This window comes from Streptomyces sp. NPDC087310, assembly GCF_044744405.1.
Classification (GTDB): domain Bacteria; phylum Actinomycetota; class Actinomycetes; order Streptomycetales; family Streptomycetaceae; genus Streptomyces.
Window position 1 is genome coordinate 220,582 of record NZ_JBIUYF010000006.1, and the last position, 19,014, is coordinate 239,595.

At 73.9% G+C, this 19,014-nt stretch carries 7 protein-coding genes; 1 reads left to right on the plus strand and 6 read right to left on the minus strand.

Features of this window, described 5'->3' with window-relative positions; all coding sequences use genetic code 11:
- Nucleotides 1-60: 60 nt before the first annotated feature.
- From ACIO3P_RS23905 to ACIO3P_RS23915, 3 genes are all read right to left on the minus strand, one after another.
- Nucleotides 61-933: a TauD/TfdA family dioxygenase gene (locus ACIO3P_RS23905; RefSeq protein WP_329825412.1), complete on the minus strand. Its 873-nt coding sequence runs from the start codon at nucleotides 931-933 to the stop codon at nucleotides 61-63.
- A 75-nt stretch (nucleotides 934-1,008) separates the two neighbouring features.
- Nucleotides 1,009-10,506: an amino acid adenylation domain-containing protein gene (locus tag ACIO3P_RS23910; RefSeq protein ID WP_401852095.1), complete on the minus strand. Its 9,498-nt coding sequence runs from the start codon at nucleotides 10,504-10,506 to the stop codon at nucleotides 1,009-1,011.
- The gene (locus tag ACIO3P_RS23915) at nucleotides 10,503-14,525 is read right to left on the minus strand and encodes an amino acid adenylation domain-containing protein (protein WP_401852096.1); all 4,023 of its coding nucleotides are present in this window, start codon (nucleotides 14,523-14,525) and stop codon (nucleotides 10,503-10,505) included. The genes ACIO3P_RS23910 and ACIO3P_RS23915 overlap by 4 nt, the downstream gene beginning before the upstream one ends.
- A gap of 659 nt (nucleotides 14,526-15,184) precedes the next feature.
- On the opposite strand from ACIO3P_RS23915, the gene ACIO3P_RS23920 reads away from it, so the two are divergent.
- Nucleotides 15,185-16,393, plus strand: coding sequence for a low temperature requirement protein A (locus ACIO3P_RS23920; RefSeq protein WP_401789998.1), 1,209 nt, complete (start codon nucleotides 15,185-15,187; stop codon nucleotides 16,391-16,393).
- On the opposite strand, the gene ACIO3P_RS23925 is transcribed toward ACIO3P_RS23920, so the two are convergent.
- Genes ACIO3P_RS23925 through ACIO3P_RS23935 form a run of 3 tightly spaced genes read right to left on the minus strand, consistent with a single transcriptional unit; the run spans nucleotide 16,390 to nucleotide 18,994 of the window.
- Nucleotides 16,390-17,205: an amino acid ABC transporter ATP-binding protein gene (locus tag ACIO3P_RS23925; RefSeq protein WP_329825415.1), complete on the minus strand. Its 816-nt coding sequence runs from the start codon at nucleotides 17,203-17,205 to the stop codon at nucleotides 16,390-16,392. The two genes, ACIO3P_RS23920 and ACIO3P_RS23925, sit on opposite strands and share 4 nt — an antisense overlap.
- Nucleotides 17,202-18,122, minus strand: a complete 921-nt coding sequence (locus ACIO3P_RS23930) for an amino acid ABC transporter permease (protein WP_401852098.1) — start codon at nucleotides 18,120-18,122, stop codon at nucleotides 17,202-17,204. Before ACIO3P_RS23930 ends, ACIO3P_RS23925 begins: the two co-directional genes overlap by 4 nt.
- A complete protein-coding gene (locus ACIO3P_RS23935) occupies nucleotides 18,119-18,994 on the minus strand; it encodes an ABC transporter substrate-binding protein (protein WP_401852100.1) in 876 nt (291 codons plus the stop codon). The genes ACIO3P_RS23930 and ACIO3P_RS23935 overlap by 4 nt, the downstream gene beginning before the upstream one ends.
- Nucleotides 18,995-19,014 lie beyond the last annotated feature (20 nt).

Sequence of the window (19,014 nt, forward strand, 5' to 3'; positions counted from 1 at the left end):
TCCCGCGCTCCGCCGGGTCCGCCGTCGCGATCGTGGCGGCGGACCCGGCGAAGGGGGGCTTCAGCCCTTGAGCGGACCACCGTTGATGGCGACCCGCTGGCCGTAGCGGCTGTACGGGTAGTAGTCGTACGTCGCGTGGTGCTGTACGCAGCGGTTGTCCCAGAACACCAGTGTGTTGGGCGTCCACCGGACCCGGCAGCTCAGCAGGGGCCGGTTCGGCACCACGTCGAAGAGCATGTCGAGCAGAGCCCGGCTCTCGTCGGACGACAGTTGGGGGATCCGCGCGGTGTACGCCCGGTTGACGTACAGGATCTTCCGGTCGGTCTCCGGGTGGCGCACCACCAGCGGATGCTCGCTCTTGGGGACCACATACCCCGGCGGCGGAGTCTGCCCCTGGAAGGCGACGAGACCGTCGTGCACGGCCGTCACACCGTCGAGGAGGGAGCGCAGGGCGGGGGACAGCATCTCGTAGGCGAGGTGCATGTTGGCGAACAGGGTGTCGCCCCCGCTGCCCGGCTCCGGCACCCGGGTGAGATAGAGCATCGAGCCGAGGGAGGGCTCCGCGTCGGCGGTGCCGTCGGCGTGCCAGCCGTTGCCGGCCACGTTGGCCGCCTCCGCGGTGGTGCTGATCTCCAGGATGTACGGATCGCCCTCCGGCGGCGGCGGGTTGACCGGGCGCAGCTCACCGAAGTGACCGGCGAAGCGCTTGTGGTCCTCCTGCGTGAGGACCTGGTCGCGGAAGACCAGCACATGGTGGTCGAGGAACACCTCCTTCACCTCGGCCAGTTGCTCCTCCGACAGCTCCCGCGAGAGATCCACGCCGGAGACCTCGGCGCCGATGACGGGGGTGAGGGGGGCGACCTCCAGGGTCCGGTACTCCTTCGCGGGCCGGGTGGTGACGCGTGCGAGCGCCTCCAGTTCGTAACTCTCCACAACTTCCTCCTGTGAGGTGGGCGAACGAGGGTGGCACACAAGGGCGTTGCGCGGACGCGACCCGCGCGCGCCGGGTCAGCCGCTTCGGGGGGTGTCGTACGTGGCCGCGTTGATCGCCTCGGCCACCGCGGCCACGTACGGCTGCCGGACCACCCCGTAGTGGGTGGTGTCGAGCGGATGCCAGGAGCGGGGCTCCGGGAGGTACGGCCGCCACAGCGCCCACTGTTCCTCCGGCGACCCCAGCGAGGGAACGCCCGCCACCGGCCGCCGGGCCGGCCACAACCGCGCGGGGGTGGCCGCGAGCGGCCGTACCCGGTGCGCGGCCATGCTGCGCAGATTGGCCCGGCAGCAGGCGGCGAGCCGTTCGGCGTAGGCCCGCGCGTTCTCCCCGGCCGACGCGCCCCCGCTGTGGTCGAGTTCGGCCGCGAACACCGTGTCGAGCTGGGTCTCGTCGTACGCCTGGAAGCGCGCCCCGGAGCCCGGCGGCGGCGGGTCGAGCAGGTCGAGCGAGGCCACCGCCCGGCCGGCCGCCTCGGCCTCGGCGGCCATCTCCGCGGCCACCCAGGCGCCGAACGACCAGCCGGCCAGCCGGAGTCGCCACTCCCCGGCGGGGAAGCGCGCGAGGAGCGCGGCGTGGTAGCGGCGGGCCCGGTCGGCCAGTGTCCACTCCGGGAGGCCGGGCCGGCGCAGCGCCGGGTCGGGGATGAGGCAGACGGTCAGCCGTGGGTCGAGCGCCGAGACCAGCGAGCGGTACGCCTGGATGTCGCCGCCGACCGGGTGCACCAGACACAGCACGTCGCGCCCGGTGCCCTCCTGCCAGATCTCCAGTTCCACGTCGGAAGAGGCCACATCGGAAGAGGCCGCGTGGGAAGAGGTTCTGTCGGAGGAGGGCCCGTCCGGAGAAGCCCCGTCGCGGGGCACCGTGGCCAGCCGGGTCAGGATCTCGGTGAGCGAGACCCGGTGGCTGAGCCAGGACAGTTCGAGTTCGACCCCGAAGTGCCGTTTGACCTCGCTGATCAGGTCGAGCATGGTCAGCGAGTCGGCGCCCAGGTCGTACAGCGGGACGTCCGGGTCGAGGTGGTCCACCCCCATCCACTCGCACAGCCGGTCGGTGAGCAGCCCCACCGCGACGTCCGTGGGCGTCGCCGCCAGGGCCGCCGGGGAGTGCGCCGCCGGTTCCTCGTAGAACACCCGGGACGCGTCGAGATCCGTGGTGGAGACGAGGAGTTGGGGCAGCCGCAGCGCGACGGCCCGTCCGAACAGCCGTTTTCCCTCCGCCACGGTCAGGCCGACCGTAAGATGCGCCTGATGGCGGGCGTCCGCGCGCGGCGCGCGCAACGCCATGCCCGCCTCGCGCCACACGTCCCAGTTGACGGTGAGCCGCACCGTGGTCTCCCCGTCACCGGACCGGTGGTGGGCGAAGCCGTCGAGCAGCGCGTTGGACGCCGCGTAGTCGAACTGGCCGACACCGCCGAGCAGCGCCGACATCGAGGAGCAGTAGACCGCGAGCCCCGGCAGGTGGCGCGCGATCAGCAGCTCCGTCAGCAGCGCGCCCCGCACCTTGGCCGCCGTCGCCGCGCGCATCGCCGTGGCGTCACGCCGGGCGATCAGGCCGCCCGCCGCCACCCCGGCCGCGTGGATCACACTGTCGAGGCGCCCGGTCCGCCCGCCGATCAGGGCCGCGACCTCCTCGGGCGCCGTCCCGGCGAGATCCGCCCCGATCAGCTCGACCCGGTCGGCCCAGGGCGTCAACTCCGGTGGGAGCAGCGGTGTTCGGGCCAGAAGAAGGACCCGGCCCCCGGTACGCTCCAGCAGCCAGGCCGCGACGGCGGTGCCGATCCCGCCCGTACCGCCGAGGACGAGATGGACGCTGTCGGCGCCCGCCAAGCCCTCCAGGCCGCTTGCGCCGTCCCCGCCCGCCGACACCGGCAGGGTGATCCGCTCCCACCAGAAGCCCTGCCGCAGCGCGGTCGCGGTGTCGGTGTCGGTGTCATCGGATCCGGCCAGCAGCGCGGCCACCTGCGGGGCCCAGTCGGCCGGTTCCGCGCTCGGGAGATCCAGCCACCGCCCGGCCGGCGCACCCTCCTGCGGAGCCACCTCCACCGCCCCGGCCAGCAGGTTCGCCTCCGGCCGCCGTACGGGACCGTCCACCGGCCGCGCCCCGTACGACAGCCACCACGGACGCAACCGCGGCGTCCCCGGCGCCTCCGCGACCGCCCGCAGCAGGGCGGCCGGTGTGTCGAGGCAGGCCCAGCGGGCGCGCTCCAGTGTGTCGGAGCCGACCGGCCCTTCGAGCCCGAGCGGCAGTGTGTGCAGCCAGTCGATGCCGTCGCGGCCCGCCTCCGCCAGGGCGTCGAGGAGCGTGCGCAGGGACGCGGGGTCGGCCGGGTCGACCTCGAACCCACCGTCGTCCCGCCGCGCGAACCCACCGGCGGCGACGACCGGCACCACCCGGGCGTGGCCGGCCTCGAAGGCCCGGATCGTCTCCGCCCGTACCGGACCGTCCGTCATCACCACCAAAAGCCGGGAGGTGCGCGCCGCGGTCGTGGTGGCGGCGTGGCGCAGCCGCACCCACTGGGGCTGGTGCAGCCAGGCGGCCTCCGGAAGCCGTCGCGGCCCCTCCTCGACCGCCGGGCCGCTCCCGTCGGTCGGGTGGGTGGCCCGCGCGAAGTCGTACTCCGCCGTCGCGAAGGCGGGCGGCGGGAAGTCCCACGGTGCCTGCGCGGGGCCCGCGGGCCAGTCGACCGGCCGCCCGGCCGTCCACGCCTCGGCCAGCTCCCGCGCCGTACGGCCGGTCGCCGGGAGCGGGTCCCCGGCCGGGTCCACCGCGACCGGGACCGCCGTACGCAGCCACGCCACGGCCTCGGCGGCGTCCTGGCAGACCGCCGCGATCCGCCAGCGGCGCGCGGGCCGGCCCGCCTGCACATGGCGCAGGACCTCTCCGTACGCCTCGGGGTGGTCCGTCAGATAACCGGCGATGCGGGCGGCGTCGGCGCGCAGCGCGCTCTCGCTGCTGCTCGACAGCGTCAGACAGGGCGTGATGGGGGGCGAGGCCGGCCCGAACGCACCGTCCCGCCCGGCCGCTTCGAGGATCACATGGGCGTTGGTGCCGCCGATGCCGAAGCTGCTCACCGCCGCCACCCGGTCCCGCCCGGCGGGCCAGGGCCGTGCCTCGGCCGGGATGTGGAACGGCGTCGGATCCGGGCCGATCCGCGGATTGAGGGCGCGGAAGTCGGAGTGCGGCGGGATGAGACAGTGATGGACGGCGAGGGTGGCCCGGATCAGCCCGACCACCCCGGCCGCCGCGCCGAGATGCCCGATCTGGCTCTTGACCGAACTCAGGGCGCAGCGGCCGGACTCCGTGACGTCGAGGGCCTGGCGCAGGGCGCCTACCTCGACCGGGTCGCCCAGCGTGGTGCCGGTGCCGTGGGCCTCGACATGGCCGAGGTCGGCCCCGGTCCGGCCGGCGCGGCGCAGCGCCGCCCGGATCACCTCACGCTGGCCGGTGAGGGAGGGAGCGCTGTAACTGAGCTTCTCGGAACCGTCGTTGTTGAGGGCGGAGCCGGTGATCACCGAGTAGACCGTGTCGCCGTCGCGCTCGGCCAGGCTGAGCGGTTTGAGCACCACCACCCCGACCCCGCTGGCGCCGACGGTGCCGCTCGCGTCGTCGCTGAAGGGCCGGCAGTGGCCGTCCGCCGAGAAGATGTGCTGCGGCCGGTAGCGGTAGCCGTCGGTCAGCTCCAGGTCGATCAGCACACCGCCCGCCAGCATCACGTCGGCGTCGCCCTGGCGCAGCAGACCGGCCGCGAGATGGACGGCGACCAGGGAGCTGGCGCAGGCGGCCTGGGCGGTGAACGCGGGTCCCGTCAGGCCGAGATGGTAGGCGGCCTTGGTGGCGAGGAAGTCCTTCTCGTGGTGCAGGGCGAGCTGGAAGCCGTCGGGCAGGAGCGCCGGGTCGGCCTCGCGCAGCATGGCCTGGAAGTACGTGTTCTCCCCGGCGCCGGCGACCAGCCCCACGCGCAGGGCGGACGGATCGGCGATGCCCGCGTGGGCCAGCGCGTCGGCGCAGCTCATCAGCAGATGGCGCTGCTGGGGGTCCATCAGCCTGGCCTCCTGCCGGCTGAGGGAGAAGTGATCGGGGTCGAAGGCGAGCGGGCCGTCCAGTTGGCTGCGCGCGCCGACGACACCGTCGGGGGCGTCGAAGTACTCGATCCCGCTGCCGCCCGTCCGCACCATCTCCCAGAACGCGCCGAGATCGGCGGCGCCCGGCAGCCGTACCGCCATGCCGACGACGGCGATGGGCTCACCGGCCGTGGCCCCGGGCCGAGATGTGGCGGGGTCGGTGGCGGGTGTCCGGCCGTCGAGGAAACGGGCCAGCGCGCGGAGGGTGACATGTTCGAAGAGGTCGGCGACGGTGAGGCGCAGGCCCAGTTCGGTGGTGCAGCGCAGATGGAAGCGCATCAGACCGAGGCTCGACGCCCCGGCGTCGAAGAAGGTCTGGTCGGAGCGGATCGGTGAGCCCGTCGCCGCCTCGAACGCCGCGGCCAGCCGTGCCTCCAGCCGTGTTTCCGGCCACGCTTCCAGTCGTGCTTCCGGCCGCGCCTCCCGCCGTGCTTCCGGCCCCGAAGGACCGCCCGCCACCGTCTCCGGGGGTACGGTCGCGATGCCGCCCGGTCCTTCGCTGTCGCGGGGCAGCTCCTCGCCGGGGGCGCGCAGGGCGCCCTCGCGGTCGAGCTTGCCGCTGGGGGTACGGGGCAGGGCGTCCAGCCGGCGGAAGCGGTCGATCCGTACATGCGGCGGCAGCAGCGGCGCGAGATGCGCCGTGAGCGCCCGGACGGTCGGTGTCCCGACCGGCGGTGTCCGGGGCATCGGTGTCCGGGGCGTCGGTGTGTCGGCCGTGGGCGCCTGGCCGCGGAACTGCAGGCATGCCACCAGGCGTTCGCCGTCGCGTACCACCACGGCCTGGACGATCTCCGGGTGGCGCAGCAGGGCCGCCTCGACCTCGCCCAGCTCCAGCCGGTGGCCGCTCAGCTTGATCTGCCGGTCGTCCCGGCCCCGGTAGTGCAGCAGGCCCTCCCGGTCGAAGGAGGCGCGGTCGCCGCTGCGGTAGAAGAGGCCGAGGCCGGGCACCTCCACGAACCGTGTCTCGTTGAGCGCCGGGTCGCCGAGGTAGCAGCGGGTGGCCATCGTGCCGCCGATCAGCAGATCGCCGGTGTGTCCGGGCGGAACCGGCTCGCCCGTCCCGTCCACCACCCGCAGCACGGCGCCCGCCACCGGCCGCCCGATGGCGGGGCGCTCCGGCCAGTGCGCCGGGTCGCCGTCGAGGCGGAGCGCGCTCACCACGTGTGTCTCGGTGGGACCGTAGTGGTTGAACAGCCGGGCGCCCGGCATCCCCGCGAACCACCGTCGGATGGCGTCGGTGCACACGAGTTGCTCGCCCGCGGTCACCACCTCGCGCAGCCGCGTGGGGTACCGGCCGAGGTGGATGGCGTGTTCGGCGAGGAGTTGCAGCGCCACGTACGGCATGAAGACGCGTTCCGCGCCGGACGACTCCAGTTGGGCGAGGAGGGCCGGCGGATCCTGCCGCCAGGCGGGCCGTACGAGATGCAGACGGCCGCCGCCGCAGAGCGTCCCGAAGATCTCCTGGAAGGAGACGTCGAAGGAGAGCATGGAGAACTGCTGGGTGACGGCGGACCCCGCGAGACCGCCGGACTCCGCCTGCCACTGGAGCAGGTTGCACAGCGTACGGTCGGAGACCCGCACCCCCTTCGGGACGCCGGTGGAGCCCGAGGTGAACAGGGTGTAGAGCGGCCGGGCGCCGTGGTGCGGTGGTACGGGCGGGGCCGTGGCCGTGGACAGGGCGACGGTGTGCCGTGCGATGCCACCCGGGTCGACGGTGTCGAACGCGGCCTCCCCGCCCGGCGGGAGCAGGACGCACAGCGGGCGCACCCGCTCCAGGATCCCCCGCAGCAGGGCCGGCGGATAGGACGGGTCGAGCGGTACGACGGTCAGGTTGAGCCGGGCCAGGGCCAGGAGCGCCACCACATGCTCGACGGAGGGTTCGAGGTGGAGCGCGACATGGCAGGGGGCGTCGTCCTCCTCCGGCAGCCGATGGGCGGCGCGCAGCTCGGCCGCGAGGGCCGCCGCGTAGGTGTCGAGTTCGGCGTAACTGACGTCGCGCCCACCGTCGTTGAGGGCGGGCGCGGCGGGCGCCCTGGCGACCTGCCGTGCGAACCCCTCCGCCACCGTCGTCCAGGTCAGGGGCGCCGTCGCCCCGAGGCCCGGCTCGGGCAGGGTGCGGCGGTACGGTGCGGCCAGTTCGGCCGGGGTCGTGGCGGCCCCCTCGGCGAGCAGGTCCAGACCCCGGGTGAACAGGTCGGCCAGCGCCGCCACTTCTGCCGCCTCGAAGTGGTCGTCGGCGTACTCCCACAGGCAGTCGAGACCGTCCGCGCGCTCGACCACGGAGAGGGTCATCGGGCACTTGGCCTCGGCGGGCGCCGACCACACGGGCCGGGAGTCGCACCCCGGCAGGGCCAGCGCGCTGAAATCGGTGTTCTCCAGCACGAAGAGGAAGTCGAACGGTGACGTGCCGACGCCGCCCGTACCGACGCCGCCCGTACGGCCGCTCGCCGTCCCCGGGCCGCTCTCCCGGTCGGCCAGGACATCCGCCAGCGCCACGTCCTGCCGCTCCAGCACCGCCCGCGCAGCGGCGCCCAGGCGTGCCACCTGCGCCCGCAGACCGGCGCGGGGCGCTACGGTCAGCGGCAGCAGAACGGTGTTGGCGAACATCCCCACACTGTCCTCGAACTCCCGCACCGGCCGGTTGGCCACCGGGCCGGCGAGGCGTGGCCGGGTCATGCCCGTCACTCCGTACAGCGAGCACGCGAAGACGCCGTACATCAACTCGAAGCGGGTCAGACCGAGTTCGGCGCAGAGCCGGTCCACGGAGGCGCGGCGTCCCGCGTCGAGCGAGGTGTGCAGCAGCCGCCCGGGGGAGAAGGGGTGGGCGGTGGGCGGTACGGACTGCTGTTCCGCAGTCCCCGCCGGGCCCGCGTAGTGGTCGCGCAGCGCGCGGCGCTGCTCCCGGTAGGCGGGGGCGGCGAACCAGTCGTTCTGCCAGACGGCGTAGTCGAGCGGGGTGGGCGCCCCGGACTCGGGGAGCGGCGCGGGAAGCGGCGCGGGCTCCGCCGGTGTCGGTGTGTCCGCGTCCCGGAGCGCGTCGGCGTAACCGGCGGACAGGTCGGCCAGCAGGACGTTGAGGGACCAGCCGTCGACCGCGATGTGGTGCAGATGGAGCAGAAGCACCCCGCCGCCGTCCGAAGGCAGCCAGCACGCCCGGAACATCCGGGGTTCCGCCGGCTCGAAGGGGTGGCCGAAGAACGCGTCGGTGAACGCATCGACGAAGGCGTCGGTGAAGGCCACGGCGCCCGCCTCGTCGCGGGCCGCGCCGGGACCCGGTTCGCTCCACGGGTCGTACGGCTCGCCCACCACCTGGCGCAGCCCCTCGGGCGCCGCCTCGAAGGCGGTACGCAGCGCCGGGTGACGCTCGACCAGCCCGCGCAGCGCGCGGCGCAGGGCGACCGCGTCGACCGTACCGTCCAGCCGGAACGCCTGGCCCACGTGGTAGGCCCGGGATCCGGGGAAGCGCTGTTGCAGGAACCACAGGCGCTGCTGCTCGCTGGTGGCGGGCGCGGTCCGGGCTCCGGAGGGGGCGGCGGGCACCGGATAGGGCGAACCACCCGCGCCCCCGGCGGCCGGTACCTCCTCCATGCCGTCGGCCGCGCCGTCAGCCATGTCCCCGACCGCCTCGGCGATCCCGGCGAGGTCCGCGTCGAGCACGGCCCGCTGGGGCAGTTCACGGCCCCAGCGCCGCCGTACCTCGAAGCGGAGCCGCAGGGCCTTGAGCGAGTCGCCGCCGAGGGCGATCCAGCGGTCGTCGAGCCGTACGTCCGGTACGCCGAGGATCTCCGAGGCCAGGTCCAGCACCTCACGCTGCCGGGCGGTGGTGACCACGGCCGGATCCTCGCCGCCGTCAGGACGCCAGGGCGGTGTGCCGCGGCGCAGCAGCGCCGCCCGGTCGACCTTGCCGTTGGCGTTGCGGGGGAGGGCGTCGACCCGGTGGAGGTGGTGCGGGCGCATGTAGGCGGGCAGCCCGGCCGCGAGATGACGGTCGAACTCCTCGAAGGACAGCCCCTGTTCGCACACCACGTACGCCAGCAGCTCGTTCGGCCCGTACTCCCCGTCGCGCCGGGTGCACACATACGCCTGGCGCACGGCGGGGTGCGCCACGATCCGCCGCTCCACCTCGCCGGGCTCGATCCGGAAACCACGGACCTTCACCTGGCGGTCGGCGCGCCCGATGTACTCGATGACACCGTCGGCGTCCGCGCGCACGAGGTCACCGGTGCGGTAGTGGCGGGTACGGCCGCCGTCGTGCCAGGGAAGCCGGACGAAGCGGCGCTCCGTCTCCTCGGGGAGACGGCGGTACCCGGCCGCCAACCCGGCGCCGGACAAGAGGAGTTCGGCCGTCTCGCCGGGCTCTGCCGTCCGCTCGGTGCCGGGAACCACCAGCAGGGTCCCGGTCTCCGGCAGCGCCCGCCCGATCGGTACGCGGTCCCCGGCGAAGTCACGCGGGATGGCATGGCACAGGGCGAACGTGGTCGCCTCCGTCGGCCCGTAGACGTTGTGGAGCCGGGTCGCGCTCGACGCGTTGTGCTCGTACCAGCGGCGTATCAGGGCCGCGTTGAGCTGCTCGCCGCCCACCAGGACCTGACCGACCCCGGAGAAGCAGTCGGGCACCGTGTCGACCACCGCGTTGAACAGCGCCGTCGTGACGAACACCGTGTCGATGCGCTCGCGCTCCAGCGCCGCCGCCAGCTCGTGCGGGGTACGCACGGCCTCGTCGCCCAGGATCACGGAGCAGCCGCCGGTCAGCAGCGGCACCCACACCTCGAAACTCATCGCGTCGAAGGCCGGGTTGGCGAGCGCGGCGAAGCGCGCGCCCTCGGCCGTACGGATGTAGCCGGGCATCGCCAGGCGCAGGATGCCCGCGTCCCGTACCTCGACCCCCTTGGGAACACCGGTCGTTCCCGAGGTGTAGAAGAGGAAGGAGACCGGTGCGTCCGCGAAGGGGGCCTCCGGCAGCTCCTGTTCGCCCAGGGCCCCCGTCTCCGTGGCGAGGAGCCCGGCGACGGACAGTGGGCGCACCGGGTCCGGATGCGCGTCAGGGGCGTCCGGAGGCGTCCCGTCGTGGATCACCGCCACAGCGGCCGAGTCGGTCAGGATGTGACGGCGCCGCTCCGGCGGGCTCTGCAGGTCGAGCGGTACGACGCGGGCGCCGAGGCGCAGGACGCCGAGCATGGCGCACACCTGCCGCCAGGAGCGGGGCAGCGCGAGGGCCACCGCCTCGCCGGGGCGGACACCGGCCCGGCGCAGCCCCTCGGCCACCGCCCGTCCGGCGGCGGCGAGTTCACCGTAGTCGAGGCGTCGCTCCCCGTCGGCCACGGCGACGGCGCGCGGGGTGCGCAGCGCCTGCTCGTACACCGCCCGCGCCAGGCCGGTTCCCGGTCTCATCGTGCCTCCAGCGCGACGGAGGCGAGCCGGGTCAGCTCCGCGGTGATCAGCTCGGCCACCCGGGGCACCTCGTCGCTCTCCAGCATGTCCCAGTGGCCGCACTCCACCGGCTCCGTCAACAGCCCCTGCCCGGCCCGTCGTTGCCAGAACTCGCGCACCTCGGCCCCGTCCTCGGCGTCCTCGCCGTCCGCGGTGGCCTGGACGAACACCAGCCGGGCCGCCGACGGCGGCGGCAGATAGTCGCGGGCGGTCATCCGGTTGTGGTTGTAGATACGGAAGTACCGGTCGATCTGGTCGTCCTCGATGCCCGGGTACATCCCGTTGAACCGGACGAGCTTCTCCCGGAACTCGGCCGCGTCCACCGGCTCGATCGCCGTGCGTCGCGCCGTGTCCTCCGTGCCGTGGGTGTCGAGCAGGACCACACTCACCCTGGTGTGTCCGGCCTCCGCCAGCCGCCGCCCCATCTCGTGGGCGACCAGACCGCCGTACGAGAGCCCGCACAGGACCAGGGACTCGCCGGGCCGTGGGTCGACGCGTTTCAGATACTCCTCCGCCATGGCCTCGACGCTCGGCAGCGGCAGCTCGCCCGCGTTGATGCCGGGGGACTGGATGCCCTGGACCCCGACCGCGGCGGGCAGCGCGGCGGCCAGCGACAGGTAGCAGAACGCGGTCCCGCCCGCCGGATGGACACAGACCACCCGCCGCTCCCCGTCCCCCGCGCGGAACTCGATGAGGTGATCGTCCGGGCCGCCGGGACCCGGCCGCCCCGTGGCGCCCTTCCGCACCCGCTCGGCCAGCGCCTCGACGGTCGGATGCAGCAGGATGTCCCGGATCGGCAGCTCCTCGCCGAACTCCTCGTGGATCGCGTGGGCCACCTTGATGGCGGAGATCGACGTGCCGCCCAGGTCGAAGAAGTTGTCGGTGATGCCGATACGGGGATGGAGCAGCAGCCGGCTCCAGATCCGGTGGAGCGCCATCTCGACCTGGTCGCGCGGGGTGGCCGTGTTGACCTGGGACGGCCGCGCGGCCCGGGAGTGCTCCAGCAGCGCCGTACGGTCCAGCTTGCCGCTCCGGTTCAGCGGCAGGGACGGGAGTTCCGCGAACGCGGACGGGATCATGTAGTCGGGCAGCCGCTCCGCGAGCGCCGCCCGCCACATGTGCGGCGGCCGGGGCTCGGCGTCGCCCCGGCCGATGCCCGCCACCAGACGCGGCTCCCCGGGGCCGCTACGGTCGACGAGCACGGCCGCCTCCCGCACGCCGGGCAGCGCCAGCAGCGCCGCCTCCACCTCGCCGGGTTCGATCCGGAAGCCCCGCAGCTTGATCTGGTCGTCCACCCGGCCCGCGTAGGTGGCGTTGCCGTCCGGCAGCCACCGGGCCAGGTCGCCCGTACGGTACATCCGCTCCCCGGGGACGAAGGGGTCGGGCACGAACCGTTCCGCCGTCAGGTCCGGCCGGTGCGCGTACCCCTGGGCCAGGCTGGCCCCCGCGACGCAGACCTCGCCCGCCACCCCCGGCGGCACCGGCCGCAGCCGCTCGTCCAGCAGATAGAGCCGGGTGCCGGGCAGCGGCCTGCCGATCGGGCAGGGCCGCTCCAGCGGCCGGAAGTCGGTGTACGCGGTGGTGTAGAGGGTGGCCTCGGTCGGCCCGTAGCCGTAACAGATCCGCAGCGCGGGCAGGATCTGCCGCATCCGGTACAGCGCCGTCTCGGGCAGGGACTCCACCCCCGTCAGCAACTGCCGCAGGGCCAGCCCCGCCAGGCGCTCCTGCGGATCCTCGTCGATCCACTTGACGTACGCCGGGGGCAGGAACGCCTGGGTGACGCGGTGCTCCCGCAGCCAGCCCATCAGCGCCCGCGGGTCGCCGCGCAGTTCGTCGGGGACCAGATGGAGTACGGCGCCGGTCGTGAGCGGCAGGAGAAGCTCGTGCACCGAGGCGTCGAAGCCGATGCTCGACCAGGCCGACGCCGCCTCGCCGGGGGCGTCCCCGAACCGGGCCAGCCACTGGTCGAACAGGTTGGTCACCGAGCCGTGCGTCACCACGACCCCCTTGGGGCGGCCGGTCGAGCCGGAGGTGTAGATGACATACGCCGGATCCGACGGGCGGACCGCGACCCCGGGGGCGTCGTCACGTCCGCCCTCCGCCTCGACCTCCGTCAGGGAACACCACCGCTCCGGCGGTGCGGCGAGGTCGCTCAGCACCAGCGCGGGTACGGCGTCCTCCACCATGGCCGCCAGCCGCTCGGCGGGCTGGCCGGGGTCGAGCGGCAGATAGGCGGCGCCCGCCGTGAGGATGCCGAGCACCCCCACCACCAGCTCCGCCGACCGCCCGGCGTGCAGGCCCACCACCTGGCCGGGTCCGGCGCCGCGGGCGATCAGAGCGTGGGCCAGCCGGTTGACGCGCCGCTCCAGCGCGGCGTAGTCCAGCCGCGCCCCCTCGGCCACCACGGCGGCGCCGGCGGGGCGGTGGCGGACCTGGGCCTCGAAGCGCTCGACGAGGGAGGGCGCGGGGCCGGCCGGGCCGTCCTCCCCGGTGCTCCAGCCGGCCAGCAGCTCCCGCTCCTCCCGCGCGTCCATGAGGGCGAGGTCCGCGATCTCACGGTCGGGCCGCTCGGCCATCTGCGCCAGCACCCGGGGCAGGTAGCGCGCGTACCGCTCGACCGTCCCCTGGTCGAACAGGGCGCTCGCGTAGTCCAGATCGCCGACGATCCGGCCGTCCTCCTCCGTCAGCGCCAGCACCAGGTCGAACTTGGCGGGCGCGTACGGGATGTCCAGCGGCTCCGTCTCGACGCCGGGCAGCTCCAGCAGGCCCCTCAGCGACGGCACCCAGGCGAACATGGTCTGGAAGAGCGGCGAGTACGCGGGGCTGCGCGGCGGGTTGACCAGCTCCACCACCCGCTCGAACGGCAGGTCGCAGTGGCGCAGGGCGCCGCGGAGCGCGCCGCGCACCCGGTGCAGCATGGCCGCGCCCGTCGGGGTGCCCGAGAGGTCGACCCGTATTGCGAGGGTGTTGACGAAGAAGCCCATCAGCCCGGCGACATCGCCGCGCCGGCGGTTCGCCGTCGGCGCGCCGACAACGATGTCGGACTGCCGGGTCAGATGCGCGAGCACCACGGACCAGCCGGTCAGCAGGGTCGCGTACAGAGTGACGCCCTGCCGCTGCGCGAGGTCCTTCAGGGCCGCCGTGAGCTCCGCGTCGAGGTGGACCCGTACCCGGCCGCCCCGGTGGTCCTGCGCGGGAGGGCGCGGCCGGTCGGTCGGCAGCTCCAGCAGGGGCGGGGCGTCGGCCAGCGTCTCGGCCCAGTAGGCGCTCTGCGCGGCGTACTCCTGCGCGGCGCCGGGCTCCTCGCCGTCCAGCCACCGCCGCTGCCAGGCGGTGTGGTCGGCGTACCGCGAGGTCAGCGGGGACAGTACGGCGTCGGCGCCCCCGGCACCCTCGCCGCGTACGAAAGCCGTGTAGAGCAGGCCCAGTTCGCGGAGCATGATGTCCCGGGACGCCCCGTCGAACACGATGTGATGCACTGTGATGAGCAGGACGTGGTGGTCCTCGCCCAGTACCAGCAGCCGGCCACGGGCCAGCGGGCCCCGGCCGAGATCGAACGGCGCGGCGCACTCCTCGTACCGCCGCGCGGCGAGCCGTTCCTCCGCGTCCGGATGCCCCGTCAGATCCTCCACCACGAGGGCGAACCCCGTGTCCGGCGGGTCGATCCGCTGGTGCGGCTCGCCGCCCGCGGGGACGATCCGGGTACGCAGCGTCTCGTGCCGGGCGACCAGCGCGTCGAGCGCCCGCCGCAGTACGGTACGGTCCAGCGGCCCCCGCAGGGAGAAGGCCACCGGCTCGTTGTACGCCTCGCCGCCCCCCTCCGTCTGCGCCAGTACCCACAACCGCTGCTGCGTCGCGGACAGCGGCGCGGGCGTCCCCCTCTCCGGGTACGCCTCGTCGCCGCCGGGCGTCCGGGGCGGGCGCTGCCGCGCCGTGGCCGTGGTGGGGGAGGTGTGCGAGGAGCTGCGTATCGCCGACAAGATCAGCCCTTTCCCCTGGGGGAAGCTCAATGGGGGAGTTGAGATCGCGCGGTTGGGTGGGTGGGACGGGCACGGCGGACGTCGTCGTCACGCGGGGGAGCGCTTCGCGCCTCCGCGGTGCGTCAACGCACCGGCGGTCGCTCCCTGTTCATGCCCGTGCCCGTGTGAGTGTCGGTGTGCGTACGATGGCGGTGTCGTCAGTGCTGGTGTGCGTGTGTGGGTGCGTGTGCTTGTACGGGTACGTGCGCGCGTGCATGTCGACCGACCGGACGCCGGGCCACCGCCGACCGGTCGGCGTCACTGGCTCGATGATGATTGGACATGATTCTGATCATGTCAATGGCCGCCCTGGGCACGGCAGTTCCCGGCCCGCGGCAGGTGCTGCGGGCCATTGACCCCGGGCGCCGGGCCGGGCGACCGGACGGAACAGCATCTCGCGGAGCGCGCGTCACGCTCCCGCCCCGCGGCGGCGGGACCCCACGGCTGCCCCGCCCCGACCGGTCACGAGGGCCTGAGGTCCGCCCCGTGGTGCCCGTACGTTCCTGCCACCGTGCCCTTCAGGACACCGGTACACCGGCCGGGCGGAGGCGGCGGCGCCGAACGGGACACGGAGCGCGCCTTCCCCGTCCACCCCGTGCCCCTCTGGTGTGCTGGGTTCCATGACGCCGACCACCGCAGCGGGGCCGCCGCGCCGGATGACCGCGCGCAGCCGTACCGAGGCGCACCGCACCGCGACCCCGCTGGAACTCCTCTTCGACCTGTGCTTCGTCGTGGCGGTCGCCCAGGCGGGGGCGCAGCTCGTGCACGCGCTGGCCGAGGGGCACCCGGGCGCCGGGGTCATCGGCTACCTCCTCGTCTTCTGGGGCGTGTGGTGGGCCTGGATGAACTTCACCTGGTTCGCCTCCGCCTACGACTGCGACGACGTCCCGTACCGGATCGCGGTCCTCGTGCAGATCTGCGGGGTGCTCATCTACGCCGCCGGTGTGCCCCGGGCCTTCGTCGACGACGACTGGACCGTCACCGTCCTCGGCTATCTGGTGATGCGGGTGGCCCTGACCGCGCAGTGGCTCAGGGCGGCCCTGTCGGAACCCACCGGCCCGGCCCGGCGCACCGCCGTGCGCTACGCGGCCGGCGTGGTGCTCTGCCAGGCCGCGTGGGTGGCGCTGCTGGCCGCGCCCGAGCCGCTGAAGCGCTGGCTGTTCGTGGCCGTGGTCGCGGCCGAACTGCTGGTGCCGGTGGTCGCGGAGCGGGACCACCGCACGCCCTGGCACCCCCACCACATCGGGGAACGGTACGGGCTGTTCACCCTGATCGTGCTGGGCGAGACGATGTCGGCCCTGACCGTCGCCGTCCAGGAAGCGCTCGACGAGAGCAAGGCGCTGCGGGAGCTGCTGCCCATCGCCGGCGGGGGCGTCCTCATCGTGTTCGCCGCGTGGTGGATCTACTTCGCGGTGCCCGCGCACGAGCGGCTGGCCGGCAACCGGCAGGCGTTCGAGTGGGGATACGGACACTACGTGATCTTCGCGTCGGCCGCCGCGATCGGCGCCGGCCTGGAGGTGGCCGTGGAACACGCGGTCGGCACCGCCCATGTCTCCGCGCTCGCCGCCGCCGCGGCCGTGACCGTACCGGCCGCGCTCTTCCCGTTCACGGTCTGGCTGCTGCACGCACGCCACTTCAAGACCGGCCCGGCCCAGCAACTCGTCCTGCCGGTCTCGGCGGCGGCGACGGCCGCCTGCACCTTCGCCGGAGCCTGGGCCGTACTCGCCGCCGGTCTGGTGGCCGCGGCGACCGTCGCGGTGGGAGTGACGCTCGCCCGCGCTCGTGACACGGGCACGCGAGCCCGGCCGGATCCGGACGAGAGGTCCTAGAGACGCCCCGCCTCGACGATCCGGCGCAGGAACCGCCGCGTACGGTCCTGCTCCGGGGCGCCGAAGACCTCCTGCGGTGTGCCGCGTTCCAGCACCACACCGCCGTCCAGGAAGCACACCTGGTCCGCGACCTCGCGGGCGAACCCCATCTCGTGGGTGGCCAGCACCATCGTCATCCCCTCGCCCTTGAGATCCCGTACGACCGACAGGACCTCGCCCACCAGTTCGGGGTCGAGCGCCGCCGTGATCTCGTCGAGCAGCAGCAGCCGTGGGCGTACCGCGAGGGCGCGGACGATCGCGGCGCGCTGCTGCTGGCCGCCGCTGAGCCGGTCCGGGTACTCCCGCGCCTTGTCGCCGAGGCCGAGCCGTGCCAGGAGTTCCCGGGCGCTCGCCTCCGCCTCCTCGCGGGGGACGCCGAGGACCCGGCGCGGCGCCAGGGTGACGTTCTGGAGAACCGTCATGTGCGGGAAGAGGTTGTACGACTGGAACACCACGCCGATCCGGCGGCGTACCGCGTCGGCGTCGGCCCGTGGGTCGGTGATCTCCGCCCCGTCGAGGAAGATCGCCCCGTCGTCGATCTCCTCCAGCAGGTTCGCGCAGCGCAGCAGGGTCGACTTGCCGGAGCCGGAGGCGCCGATCAGCGCGGTCACCGTGTGCGGGGCCACGTCCAGGGTGACGTCGCGGAGCACGACCCGGTCCCGTCCGAAGGTCTTGCGCACGGACTCCAGACGCAGCACGGGAGGGGCGCCGCCCCCGCTGTCCGGCGGGTCCGGCGCGGGCGCGGGGGTGAGGTCCGGGGCGTCGGCGGTCATACGGTCCCTCCTTGCGCGCGGCGGCGGTCCATCCGGGCGGTGACCCAGTCCGTGAAGCGGGTCATCGGGATCGTCAGCGCGACGAAGACGAGCCCCGCGACCACGTACGGCGTGTAGTTGAAGTACTTTCCGGCGATGATCTGCGCCGCGTACACGGCGTCCACGGCCCCCGCGATCGAGACGAGACCGGTGTCCTTCTGGAGCGACACCAGATCGTTGAGGAGCGGCGGCACCACCCGCCGTACCGCCTGCGGGAGCACCACGTACCGCAGTGTTCTGGAGCTGGACAGCCCCAGCGAACGGGCCGCCGCCCGCTGCGAGGGGTGCACGGACTCGATGCCCGCGCGGAAGACCTCCGCGACATAGGCCGAGTACGTCAGCACGAGCGCGGTGCCGCCGAGGAGCACCGGATCGGTGGTGACGCCCTGGAGCCGCAGCGCCGGCACCCCGAATACGACCATCAACAGGCAGATGATCAGAGGCAGTCCACGGAAGAAGTCGGTGTACGCGGCGGCCAGCGCGCGGACCGGGAAGAAGACCGGGCCGCGCAGGGTGCGGGCGACGGCCAGCAGCAGCCCGAGGACGAGGACACAGATGCCGCAGACCGCCAGCAGCCGCAGATTGAGCAGCAGCCCGTCGAGGACCCGGGGCAGCGCCATCCGGGCGTACTCGGCGCTGAAGAAGGTCTCACGGGTGCGCTGCCAGCCCGGCGACCCGGTGATGACGACGAAGAGGACGGCGCCCGTCACCAGTGTGGAGAGCGCGGCGATCGCGGTGGCGCGACGGGACCGGGCGCGCCTGTACCGTTCGCGGGCGAGCCGCCGCGCCGACGGCGTGTACGCATCCTCCTCCGCCGGGGACGGATCCCCGGCGCCCGGCCCGTCGCCCTTGTCGACGCGTACGCTCCCGCCGGTCACTTGAGGACCGGCGCGTCGACGGCGTCGGAGAGCCACCGCTTCTCCAGCGCGGCGAGGGTGCCGTCCGCGCGGAGCGCGTCGACCGCCCTGGTGACGCACGGGGTCAGCGCACTGCCCTTGTCGAGGACCAGCCCGAACTGCTCGGCCTTCCCCGAGGAGTTGGCGAACTGTCCGACGACCTTCGCGTCGGGGACCTCGGCGGAGGTGATGTAGAACGCGGTCGGCAGATCGACGACGATCGCGTCGACCTGCCCGTTGCGCAGCGCGGACTTGGCGAAGTCGTTCTTCTGGAAGACGGCGGGCTGCCGCGTCGGTTTGATGATCTCGTCGACCGTGTCGAGGCTCGTGGTGCCGACCTGGGCACCGAGCTTCGCGCCCTTCAGCGCCTCGGCGCTCCTCGCCCCGGCGTACGGGGACGACTTCAGCGCGACGACGGCCTGACGGACCTCGTAGTAGCCGGAGGAGAAGTCGACGGCCCGCTCGCGTTCGTCGCTGATGGAGACCTGGTTGAGGTCGAAGTCGAAGTTCTTGGCGCCCGGCGCGAAGGAGTTGTTGAACGGGACGGTCTGCCAGACGACCTGGCTCCTCCCGTAGCCGAGGGCCTTGGCCACGGCGTACGCGACGGCGGACTCGAAGCCCTTGCCGCTCGCCGGGTCGTCGTCCTGGAACCAGGGCGCGTACGCGGGTTTGTCCGTACCGACCGTCAGCTTCCCCTCGGTCTCGGTGGCGAGCCCGCCCGAGGCACAGGCGGACGCGGAGGCGCCGGCCGGCGTACCGGCGGCCGACGGCTCCTCCTGCGGGGCACACCCCGTGGCGGCGGCGACCGTGAGGGCGAGAAGGGTGACGAGAGGACTCCGGGCAGTGAGGCGCATGGCGGGAGAGTGCCACCGTT

Bases quoted from the DNA above. Each gene is read 5' to 3' on its own strand.
- ACIO3P_RS23910 (WP_401852095.1), bottom strand. From the start codon at position 10,506: ATGAGACCGGGAACCGGCCTGGCGCGGGCGGTGTACGAGCAGGCGCTG.
- ACIO3P_RS23920 (WP_401789998.1), top strand. From the start codon at position 15,185: ATGACGCCGACCACCGCAGCGGGGCCGCCGCGCCGGATGACCGCGCGC.
- ACIO3P_RS23935 (WP_401852100.1), bottom strand. From the start codon at position 18,994: ATGCGCCTCACTGCCCGGAGTCCTCTCGTCACCCTTCTCGCCCTCACG.
- ACIO3P_RS23925 (WP_329825415.1), bottom strand. From the start codon at position 17,205: ATGACCGCCGACGCCCCGGACCTCACCCCCGCGCCCGCGCCGGACCCG.